This window comes from Aquabacterium sp. (genome assembly GCF_021768455.1).
Taxonomy (GTDB): domain Bacteria; phylum Pseudomonadota; class Gammaproteobacteria; order Burkholderiales; family Burkholderiaceae_C; genus Aquabacterium.
This window is the reverse complement of sequence record NZ_JAIZVX010000154.1, coordinates 1-9,919: the sequence shown is the minus strand read 5'-3', so window position 1 is coordinate 9,919 and position 9,919 is coordinate 1. Positions and strand designations below refer to the sequence as shown.

Genomic DNA, 9,919 nt, shown 5'->3' with positions numbered 1-9,919 from the left:
GGCCGCCGGCGAGACCATCGCCATCGTGGGCCCCAGCGGCGCAGGCAAGAGCACCCTCTTCCAGTTGCTGCTGCGCTTCTACGACCCGCAATCTGGTCGCATCGACCTCGATGGCGTGCCCATCGAAGCCCTGTCGCTCGAGGCCCTGCGTCAGCGCATCGGCATCGTCCCGCAAGACAGCACCATCTTCTCCAGCAGCGCGATGGAGAACATCCGCTATGGCCGACCCGAGGCCAGCGATGCCGAGGTGATCGCCGCCGCCACCGCAGCCCATGCCCACGACTTCATCCGCGCCCTGCCCGAGGGCTACAACACCTTCCTCGGCGAGCGCGGCGTGCGCCTCTCCGGCGGACAGCGCCAGCGCATCAGCATCGCGCGTGCCATCTTGAAAAACGCCCCGCTGTTGCTGCTGGACGAGGCCACCTCTGCGCTCGACACCGAGAGCGAGCGCGCCGTGCAGGCCGCCCTGGAAGAAGCCATGAAGGACCGCACCACCCTCGTCATCGCCCACCGCCTCAGCACCGTGGTCAATGCCGACCGCATCGTGGTGATCGACGCCGGTCGCATCGTCGATGTGGGCACCCACGCCGAGTTGCTGGCCCGCAATGGCCTGTACGCCAAGCTCGCTGCCATGCAGTTCGATGCCCAGGATGCCGCCTGAGCGCCAGCACCCTGTGCGATCACGTCAACCCGGGCATCCTCCGCAGCGTTGAACCCTCACCGGGCACCCGCCCACCACCGCAGTCCCCTTCCATGTCACACAGCACCTTCACCCGCCTCACCCTCGTCACGGCCCTGGCCGCCACCGTGTTCACCACGGGCTGCGCCAACATGGACGAAACCCAGAAGGGCACGGCCAAGGGCGCGGCCATCGGCTCGGTCGCCGGCGCCATCATCGGCACGGCCACCGGCGGCAAGAACACCGTGGCAGGCGCCCTGCTGGGCGGTGCGATCGGGGCCGTCGCCGGCAACGTCTGGTCGAAAAAGATGGAAGCCCAGAAGCAGGCCATGGAGCAGGCCACCCAGGGCACGGGCGTCGACGTGGTCCGCACGGCCGACAACCAGCTCAAACTCAACATCCCCAACGACATCTCCTTTGCCACCGGCAGCGCCGCCCTCAAGCCCGAATTGCGCGAGGTGCTGCAGCAGTTCGCCAAGGGCCTGACCGAGAACCCCGGCACCCTGGTGAAGGTGATCGGCCACACCGACAACGTGGGCACCGAAGCGCACAACCAGCAGCTCTCGGTGGCGCGTGCCGACACCGTGCGCGACTTCCTCGACGACCGCGGCGTGGCCAAGGGCCGCATCGAGGTGGCCGGCCGCGGCGAACGCGAACCCATCGCCAGCAACGACACGGCCGAAGGCCGTGCCAAGAACCGGCGCGTCGAAATCTTCCTTCGCGAGCCCGAGGCCGCTGCTGGGAGATAATTCGCGGTTTTTCCGCATTCGAAGGTGCCCCCTTGAGCCGCCCTGTCCGCAGCCAATACGAAGATTTCATGCGCCTGGTGCACACCACGGGCGCCTTCAAGGCCGACCGCACCGGCACCGGCACGCGCAGCGTCTTCGGTCATCAGATGCGCTTTGACCTGAGCGAAGGCTTTCCCCTGGTCACGACCAAGAAGGTGCACCTCAAGTCCATCATCGTGGAACTGCTGTGGTTCCTGCGGGGTGACGACAACATCGCCTACCTCAAGGAACACGGCGTCACCATCTGGGACGAATGGGCTCGCGAAGACGGCTCCCTGGGCCCGGTCTACGGCGTGCAATGGCGCAACTGGCCCAAGCCCGATGGCGGCCACGTCGACCAGATCTCGGACGTGGTCAGGCAACTCAAGCAGAACCCCGATTCACGTCGCATCATCGTCAGCGCCTGGAACCCCGGCCTGATCGAGCAGATGGCCCTGCCGCCCTGCCACGCCTTCTTCCAATTCTACGTGGCCCCGCCCGCGACCGAAGGCGGCCGTGGCAAGCTCAGCTGCCAGCTCTACCAGCGCAGCGCCGACATTTTTCTGGGCGTGCCCTTCAACATCGCCAGCTACGCCCTGCTCACCCACATGCTGGCCCAGCAGTGCGACCTCGATGTGGGCGACTTCATCTGGACCGGCGGCGACTGCCACATCTACAGCAACCACACCGAGCAGGTTGCGCTGCAACTGAGCCGCACGCCCTTCCCCTACCCCACGCTGCACATCCGCCGCAAGCCCGATTCGATCTTCGATTACACGCTGGACGACTTCGAAGTGCGCGACTACGAACACCACCCCGCCATCAAGGCCCCGGTGGCGGTCTGACATGGGCCAGCCCTCGATGCCGCAGCGCCCCAAGCCAGCCGTGCTCAGCCTGATCGCCGCCGTGGCCGCCGATGGCGCCATTGGCCGTGGCAACGACCTGCTCTGGCAGGAAGCCGAAGATCAGAAGCACTTTCGCCGCAGCACCCTGGGCTGCCCCGTCATCATGGGCCGCCGCACCTGGGACTCGCTGCCTGCCCGCTTCCGCCCACTGCCCGGCCGCCGCAACATCGTGGTGACGCGCAATGGCGAGTGGGCCGAACCTGGTGCCGAGGTGGCGCACAGCATCGAGGCTGCGCTGGCCCTGGTGGCCGATGCGCCCAAGGCCTTCGTGATGGGCGGCGGCGAGCTCTACGCCCTGGCCCTGCCCTTGGCCGACGAACTGGTGCTGACCGAGGTGGACGCTCGCTTTGCCGACGCCGACACCTTCTTCCCAGCCTGGGACCGAGCCGAGTTCGAAGAAACCGAGCGCCAGACGCATCCCGCGTCCGCCCCCGGCTCGGCGGCCTTTGCCTTCGTGACCTACCGGCGCCGCTGAGCCTGAACGCAGCGCGACCGTTGCAGGGGACTCAACCCGCCCGCTTGAGCCGCATCTGACTGGGCAGCGGCGTGGCGCGCTGCAGCACCTCGTCGGCCAGCCAGGTGGCACTGCGCATCGCGCGCTGGGCCACCAGTCCCGGCGGCATGGCCTGGTAATCGTCGTTGAAGACCTCGAAGCTGTAGTCGCCGTCGTAGCCCATCTGGTCGAGCTTGGAGACGAACTCGGCCAGCTGCGCGCTGTGCACGCCCTCACCGGGGAAGACGCGGAAATGCCGCGCCGTGGCGATGCGCTCTTCCACCGAGCGGATCTCGTTCCACATGAAGTCGGACAGCTGCACCAGGAAGATCCTGGTCGGGTCGATCACATCGAGGTCGTCCAGCGGGGTCCCGGTGGCAAAGACATGGAAAGAATCCAGCCCCAGGCCCAGGTTGGGGCAATCGGCCTCTTCCACCAGCTCCCAGGCCGTGGTGTATTCGCTCACCGTGCGCCCCCAGGAGAGCCCTTCGTAAGCCACCTTGATGCCCAGGGGCACGGCCAGCATGGCCAGCTTGCGCAGGTCCTTGATGAGGTCGACGCGATCCTGACTGGCGTGCTGCGAGGTGGACGAACAGGCCAGCAGCACGCGGCAGTTCAGCGCCGCGCACATCTCCATCATCGACTTGGCCACATCCACCTTGTACTCGTGCAGGTGGCCGCTGAGGCCTTCGAAATCACGCAAGACCTGAAAGCCCGTCACGCGCAGGCCGCTGTCACGCACGATGGCAATGGCCTCGTCCACGCCGCCGTGGTGCTGGACCAGGTCGCGGGCCGAGAGCATCACCTGCGTGAAGCCGGCCTCGCGGGCGGCCCGCAGCTTGATCGCCAGGCCACCGCCCAGCGAGATGGTGTCCATGCCGAAATCGGTCGTGTTGCTCATCGCGGGCTCCTGGGGCTCAGGCCGGGTCACGGTGGACCAGCTCGAAGCTGACACCGCCCAGGTAGGTCTGCGTGAGGGCCCCACGGTCTTCGCTGTGCAGGTCCTGGGTCTCGGTGAAATCCAGGCCGCGTGCGCGCAGGGTCTTGACGGCACCCAGCACATCGGGTGTGCTCAGGGCCACGCGCTGCAGGCACTCGTCGGATGCCACGTCCCACACGGTGGGTTCGGGCTCGATCAGCTGCAGGAAGAAGCCGCCACAAGGGCTGCGCAGCACGCGGCCCTTGGGCAGGATGCCAAAGCGCAGTTCATCGGGCACCACCTCGAAACCAAACAGCTGGCTGTAGAACTCGGTCCAGTCGGCCAGGCGCTCCGAGCCGATGTACTGGACGACGCCGAAGAAGGCAAAGTCGGCCAGGGCCGGTGGGTGGGCATCGACCGTGGGGATGGGGATGAAATCGACGTCGTAGATCGAAAACTCGCGGTAACGGTCGACGAAGTAGATGCGGCTGTGGCCCACCCCGTGGATGGCGGGGATGTTGAGCTCCATGGGGCGCACATCGGACTTGATCGGCCAGGCGCCACGGTCGAGCGCACGCTGGTAGGCCGCACCGGCGTCGCGCACCCGCAGGGCGATGGCCGCGATCGTGGGCGCATCGCTCTGGCGACCCAAGGCCGGGCGGCCACTCGGATGCGCGTTGATGATGACGTTCATGTCGCCCTGGCGGTACAGCAGCACCTCGCGCGAGCGGTGGCGCGCGATCGGGCGGTAGCCCAGCATCTCCAGCACCTGCCCCAGGGCCTGGGGCTTCGTCGTCGCGAACTCGATGAACTCGATGCCATTCATGCCCAGGGGGTTGAGCGACGCCCCCACGCTTTCTCGGCCAGGGTTCAGTTCAACGGGACTCATGCGGGTGCCTCCTGCTTCAGGGCTGGGTACAACGGTGTCGGGCGGGCCAAACAGCTTCAAGCGATCAGACTCAGGAAGTGAGCCTGCATCCGGTCGGCGTCGGCCTTCAGACCGTTGACCAGCTCGAAAGCGCCCACGGCCTGGCCAACGGCCATCCCGCCACCATACACAGTCTGACAGCCGATGGCACGTGCCACCTTCAACAACTCGGTTTCCAGCGGGAAATAAACAACTTCGCTCACCCACATCGAGGGCTTGAGCAGCGCGGCCGGCAGGGGCAGACCGGGCATCTTGTCCATGCCGGTGGGCGTGGCGTGGATCAGGCCCGAGGCACCCTCCATGGCCTGGGCGATGTCGGTGACGGCCACGGCGCGCTGGCCACCGTAACGCTGGTTCAGCTGCTGAGCCAGGTCGGCTGCGCGCTTCGGGTCGACGTCAACCAGCACGAGCTGCCTGGTGTCCATGCGCATCACGGCGTGGGCGATGGCCGCACCGGCTCCGCCCGTGCCCAGCAGCACCACGCGCGAGAGGTCGGCGTTCGGCAGGCCGCGCTGGAAACCGAACGCCCAGCCCGAGCAGTCCGTGTTGTGGCCGATGAGGCGACCATTTCGGTTCACCACCGTGTTGACGGCGCCGATGGCTGCGGCCTCGTCGGACAGCTCGTCCAGCAGCGGCAGGATGGCCTGCTTGCAGGGGAAGGTGATGTTCAGGCCCGCGAAGCCCATGATGCGGGCCGCAGACAGCAGGGTCGGCAGGTCGTCCACCGTGGACTTCGTCACATCAAGGTCGATCAGCTGGTAGTGCAGGCGCAGACCGTGTTCGGCCGCCTCTTTTTCCTGCATGGCAGGCGTGAGCGACTTCTGGATGCCCGAGCCGATCAGGCCCATCAGCACCTTGCGGGGGGCGGTGGCAGGAGTGGATGCAGGGGCTGTCGTGTCTGTCATGGCTTGTCAGGAAGGAGGTTAGGGGTAAACGAGGGCGCAGTCGGCACAGGCCACTGCCCATAATCCGGGTGCGTAATTTAATGTACTAACCAGTTCGTGTTTACAGATCAGGGCTAACCCGGCATGGCCCCTCATGCCGGCGCCTCTGCGCCAGACCAGGACGAACCTGCGCCAAGGCCCGCGTACAGCCCTCGGCGCCAAGCACCCCGATGCCACAATGCCCTGGCGGGTTCACCAAGCATTCCGAATCCGCGCGATGTACCCGACACCATGAGCAAGCCCTCCGCCAGCACCTCCAGCACCGACCGCCCTGCCCCTCGCCGCGGTCGCCCGCCTGCCGCAGAGCGCGTCAACGACTCCGACCGCACCAGCCAGAACATTCTGGATGTGGCCACCCGGGAGTTTGCCGACAAGGGCCTCAGTGGCGCCCGCATCGACGAGATCGCCGCGCTGACGCACACCAGCAAGCGCATGATCTATTACTACTTCGGCAGCAAGGAAGGGCTTTACATCGCCGTGCTGGAGAACGCCTACCAGGGCATCCGGCGCATCGAAGGTGAACTGCAACTCGATGACCTCGACCCTGAGCAGGCCTTGCGCCGCCTGGTCGAATTCACCTTCGACTACCAGCTGGCCAACCCCGATTTCATCCGCCTGGTGATGAACGAGAACATCCACAACGGCGAGTTCCTGCAACAGTCCAGCGTCATCCAGAAGCTCAACACGCCGGCCATCGCCTCGGTGACGTCCATCTACGAGCGCGGCTGCCAGACAGGGGTGTTCCGCAAAGGCATCGACCCCATCGACCTGCACATGTCCATCAGCGCCCTGTGCTTCTTCACGGTCTCGAACCGACACACCTTCTCGCTGATCTTCAAGCGTGACCTGACCTCGGCCGCGGTCAAGGCCATGCGGCGTGCGAACATCGTCGAGATGGTGATGCGCTTCGTGCAGAACTGAGACCGAAACCCTCTCCCTGCATCCACACGGACCGGCTCACCCTCCCAGGTGAGCCGGTTTTTTACGCCGATTCGTGGTGAAGTGGGCACACAGGCGCCCCTTGTTGACACAGCGCGCCGCCGTCCGGATTGACCTAGGGCAAGCCCTGATTACGAGACGAACTAGTTCGTACATTATTCGACCCCATCACAGACCGGTGCCCTTTGTGTTTTGTCGCCGGCTGCCACGAATGGAGTCCCCACATGAAGATCTGGCTTGACCGTTACTGCAAGGCGATCGACGTCCTGCTCGCCCTGCTGATGGCCGGCATGGTGATCCTGGTGTTCGGCAACGTCGTGTTGCGCTACGCCTTCAATTCCGGCATCACGGTCTCGGAAGAGATGTCGCGCTGGTTCTTCATCTGGATGACCTTCCTCGGCGCCATCGTGCTGCTCAAGGACCGCAAGCACCTGGGCACCGACATGCTGGTCAGCAAGCTGCCACCGATGGGCAAGCGCATCTGCCTGGTCATCTCGCAGGTGCTGATGCTCTACATGACCTGGCTGCTGTTCAAGGGCAGCTTGGACCAGGCCCAGATCAACCTCGACGTTGAAGCCCCCACCTCCGGCGCCTCCATGGCCATCTTCTACGCCTCCGGCGTGGTGTTTGGTGCGTCGGCCTTCCTGATCCTGACCCGTGACCTGTTCCTGGCACTCACCGGCCAGCTCACCGATGACGAGCTGATCATGACCCAGGAGTCCGAAGACGCCACCGCTGTCGAAGCCCAACAGGCTGCCCAGCACTCGGCACAGAACGCCCACGCGAAATAAGCCCCCACCAAGACAAGAGGCCACGCACCATGACCATTGCCATCTTCCTGGGATCCCTGCTCGCCGCCATGGCGCTGGGCATGCCCATCGCGTTTGCCCTGCTGATCAGCGGCGCTTCGCTCATGTACCACCTCGACCTGTTCGACGCCCAGATCCTGGCCCAGAACGTGATCAACGGTGCCGACAGCTTCACCCTGCTGGCCGTGCCTTTCTTCATGCTGGCCGGCGAGATCATGAACCACGGCGGCCTGTCCAAGCGCATCGTCAACCTGGCCATGGCCCTGGTGGGCCACATCCGCGGCGGCCTGGGCTACGTGGCCATCGTGGCCGCCTGCCTGCTGGCCGCGCTGTCCGGCTCGGCCGTGGCCGATGCCGCCGCCCTGGCCTCGCTGCTGCTGCCCATGATGGTCAAGGCGGGTCACGACAAGGGCCGCTCCGGTGGCCTGATCGCCGCGGCCGGCATCATCGGCCCGGTGATCCCGCCCTCCATCGGCTTCGTCGTCTTCGGTGTGGCGGCCAACGTGTCGATCTCCAAGCTCTTCATGGCCGGCATCGTGCCCGGCATCCTGCTCGGCGGCTCGCTGTGGGTCACGTGGTGGCTGATGATGCGCAAGGAAAACGTCACGCCCCCGCCGCGCAAGTCGCGCGCCGAAGTGATGAAGGCACTGAAGGAATCGGCCTGGGCCATGGTGCTGCCCATCATCATCCTGGTGGGCCTGCGCATGGGCGTGTTCACGCCGACGGAAGCCGCCGTGGTGGCCGCCGCCTACGCCCTGTTTGTCGCCACCGTGGTGTACCGCGAGCTCACGCTGAAAGACCTCTACCCCCTGTTTGTCACCGCGGCCCGCACCAGTGCGGTGGTGATGTTCCTGGTGGCCGCAGCCATGGTGTCGGCCTGGCTGATCACCGTGGCCGACCTGCCCTCTCAGCTGATCAGCCTGGTTGAGCCGCTCATCGGCAACCCGACGCTGCTGATGTTCGCCATCATGTTCCTGGTGATGGCCGTGGGCACCGCCATGGACATGACCCCGACCATCCTGATCCTGACCCCGGTGCTGATGCCCGTGATCAAAGCTGCAGGCATCGACCCTGTCTACTTCGGCGTGCTCTTCATCATCAACAACGCCATCGGTCTGATCACGCCTCCCGTGGGCACCGTGCTCAACGTGGTCGCGGGCGTCGGACAGATGAAGATGGACGAGGTCACCAAGGGCGTCGTGCCTTTCATGATCGCCCAGTTCCTCGTGATGTTCCTGATGGTCTTTTTCCCCGCGCTGGTGATCGTGCCAGCCAAGTGGTTCGGCGGCTGAGCCGATTCACCACAGCCCCTTCCCCCTGTCGACAACACCACTCCATAGGAGACTTTCCATGCGCTCTGTTTCCAAGATGCTCTGCACGGCCGCTGCCGTGATGATGTTGCCCTTGTCTGCCGCCCTGGCCCAGGTCAGCGAACGCACGATCAAGTTCTCCTTCCTGAACCAGGCGGACCACCCGCAGGGTCTGGGTGCAGCCAAGTTCGCCGAGCTCGCCAAGCAAAAAAGCGCTGGCAAGTTCACGGTGAAACTCTTCCCGGGCGGCACCCTGGGCGGTGACCTGCAGACCGTGTCGGCCCTGCAAGGCGGCACCATCGAGGTGACCGTGCTGAACGCCGGCCTGCTGGCTTCGCAGGTCAAGGAGTTCTCGGCCATGGACATCCCCTTCCTGTTCAACAACAGCAAGGAAGCCTTCGCCGTGATGGACAGCGACTTCGCCAAGCGCCTGCTGAACCGCCTGTCCGACAAGAACCTGATCGGCCTGGGCTACTGGGACCTCGGCTTCCGTCATGTCACCAACAGCAAGCACCCCATCACCAAGCTGGAAGACTTCTCCGGCCTGAAGCTGCGCGTGCTGCAGCTGCCGACCTACATCAACCTGTTCAACACCCTGGGCGCCAACGCGGTCCCGATGCCCTTCACCGAACTCTATCCTGCCCTGGAAACCAAGGCGGTGGACGGTCAGGACAACCCCGTCACGGTGATCTACAACAGCAAGCTCTATGAGGTGCAGAAGTACCTCTCGCTGACCCGCCACACCTACAACCCGCAGGTGCTGCTGATCAGCAAGAAGTTCTGGGAAAAGCTCAGCCCTGCCGAGCAGAAGATCATCCAGGAATCGGCCAACGAAGCCACGGTCTACCAGCGCAAGGCCTCGCTGGAGCGTGAAGCCGGCGCCCTGGAAGCCCTGAAGAAGGCGGGCATGCAGGTCAACGAGTTGACCCCGGCCGAGACCGCCCGCATCCGCGACAAGATCAAGCCTGTGATCGAGAAGGCGAGCCAGAACATCGGTGAGGCCGTGCTGGCTGACATGAACGCCGCCATCGCCACCGCTCGCAAGGCCAAGTAAGCCCGCCTGCGCACCGCACCGAAGCACGGCCTGATTTGGCCAGGCCGTGCTCGCCTCACCCCAAGCCATTGCCCCAGGAGCCCCCATGAAAATCAAACAGATCGCCCTGACCGCCGCCTTGGTCTGCGCCGCCACCGGCGCCTTCGCCCAGACCTCCTCGGTCACCCTCTAC

Annotated in this window: 11 protein-coding genes; 8 read left to right on the top strand and 3 right to left on the bottom strand. The window is 65.3% G+C overall.

Annotated elements, in window-relative coordinates; translation table 11 throughout:
• The 4 genes from QZ994_RS16540 to QZ994_RS16525 form a co-directional block, all read left to right on the top strand.
• Positions 1–661 (top strand): ABC transporter ATP-binding protein (locus QZ994_RS16540; RefSeq protein ID WP_290874139.1); only part of this gene is annotated, 661 nt, incomplete at its 5' end.
• A 92-nt stretch (positions 662–753) separates the two neighbouring features.
• Complete coding sequence (locus QZ994_RS16535) at positions 754–1,428, top strand: OmpA family protein (protein ID WP_290874136.1); 675 nt, start codon at positions 754–756, stop codon at positions 1,426–1,428.
• Positions 1,428–2,291, top strand: a complete 864-nt coding sequence (locus QZ994_RS16530) for a thymidylate synthase (RefSeq protein ID WP_290874142.1) — start codon at positions 1,428–1,430, stop codon at positions 2,289–2,291. The genes QZ994_RS16535 and QZ994_RS16530 overlap by 1 nt, the downstream gene beginning before the upstream one ends.
• A gap of 1 nt (position 2,292) precedes the next feature.
• The gene (locus QZ994_RS16525; RefSeq protein ID WP_290874133.1) at positions 2,293–2,826 is read left to right on the top strand and encodes a dihydrofolate reductase; all 534 of its coding nucleotides are present in this window, start codon (positions 2,293–2,295) and stop codon (positions 2,824–2,826) included.
• Between the two features lie 31 nt (positions 2,827–2,857).
• On the opposite strand, the gene QZ994_RS16520 is transcribed toward QZ994_RS16525, so the two are convergent.
• From QZ994_RS16520 to QZ994_RS16510, 3 genes are read right to left on the bottom strand one after another with little or no spacing between them, the layout of a single operon-like run.
• On the bottom strand, positions 2,858–3,745 hold the full coding sequence (locus QZ994_RS16520) for a sugar phosphate isomerase/epimerase (protein ID WP_290874130.1): 888 nt from the start codon (positions 3,743–3,745) through the stop codon (positions 2,858–2,860).
• 16 nt (positions 3,746–3,761) lie between these two features.
• Positions 3,762–4,652 (bottom strand): 4-hydroxyphenylpyruvate dioxygenase, encoded by an 891-nt coding sequence (locus QZ994_RS16515; RefSeq protein WP_290874127.1) that lies wholly within the window; start codon positions 4,650–4,652, stop codon positions 3,762–3,764.
• 56 nt (positions 4,653–4,708) lie between these two features.
• Complete coding sequence (locus tag QZ994_RS16510; RefSeq protein ID WP_290874125.1) at positions 4,709–5,596, bottom strand: shikimate dehydrogenase; 888 nt, start codon at positions 5,594–5,596, stop codon at positions 4,709–4,711.
• 270 nt (positions 5,597–5,866) lie between these two features.
• Between QZ994_RS16510 and QZ994_RS16505 the strand changes: the two genes are divergently transcribed.
• The 4 genes from QZ994_RS16505 (at position 5,867) to QZ994_RS16490 (ending at position 9,747) form a co-directional block, all read left to right on the top strand.
• The gene (locus tag QZ994_RS16505; RefSeq protein WP_290874122.1) at positions 5,867–6,556 is read left to right on the top strand and encodes a TetR/AcrR family transcriptional regulator; all 690 of its coding nucleotides are present in this window, start codon (positions 5,867–5,869) and stop codon (positions 6,554–6,556) included.
• 242 nt (positions 6,557–6,798) lie between these two features.
• Entirely contained in the window at positions 6,799–7,365 is a 567-nt protein-coding gene (locus QZ994_RS16500) for a TRAP transporter small permease (RefSeq protein WP_290874119.1), read from the top strand.
• Positions 7,366–7,394: 29 nt separating this feature from the next.
• Positions 7,395–8,675 carry a TRAP transporter large permease subunit gene (locus tag QZ994_RS16495; protein WP_290874117.1) on the top strand — a complete coding sequence of 427 codons (1,281 nt, stop codon included), beginning with the start codon at positions 7,395–7,397 and terminating at the stop codon, positions 8,673–8,675.
• A 58-nt stretch (positions 8,676–8,733) separates the two neighbouring features.
• Positions 8,734–9,747 (top strand): TRAP transporter substrate-binding protein, encoded by a 1,014-nt coding sequence (locus QZ994_RS16490; RefSeq protein ID WP_290874114.1) that lies wholly within the window; start codon positions 8,734–8,736, stop codon positions 9,745–9,747.
• The last annotated feature ends 172 nt before the right edge of the window (positions 9,748–9,919 follow it).

Coding starts and splice junctions, on each gene's coding strand:
- QZ994_RS16535 (WP_290874136.1), top strand. CDS start 754: ATGTCACACAGCACCTTCACCCGCCTCACCCTCGTCACGGCCCTGGCC.
- QZ994_RS16525 (WP_290874133.1), top strand. CDS start 2,293: ATGGGCCAGCCCTCGATGCCGCAGCGCCCCAAGCCAGCCGTGCTCAGC.
- QZ994_RS16520 (WP_290874130.1), bottom strand. CDS start 3,745: ATGAGCAACACGACCGATTTCGGCATGGACACCATCTCGCTGGGCGGT.
- QZ994_RS16515 (WP_290874127.1), bottom strand. CDS start 4,652: ATGAGTCCCGTTGAACTGAACCCTGGCCGAGAAAGCGTGGGGGCGTCG.
- QZ994_RS16510 (WP_290874125.1), bottom strand. CDS start 5,596: ATGACAGACACGACAGCCCCTGCATCCACTCCTGCCACCGCCCCCCGC.
- QZ994_RS16505 (WP_290874122.1), top strand. CDS start 5,867: ATGAGCAAGCCCTCCGCCAGCACCTCCAGCACCGACCGCCCTGCCCCT.
- QZ994_RS16500 (WP_290874119.1), top strand. CDS start 6,799: ATGAAGATCTGGCTTGACCGTTACTGCAAGGCGATCGACGTCCTGCTC.
- QZ994_RS16495 (WP_290874117.1), top strand. CDS start 7,395: ATGACCATTGCCATCTTCCTGGGATCCCTGCTCGCCGCCATGGCGCTG.
- QZ994_RS16490 (WP_290874114.1), top strand. CDS start 8,734: ATGCGCTCTGTTTCCAAGATGCTCTGCACGGCCGCTGCCGTGATGATG.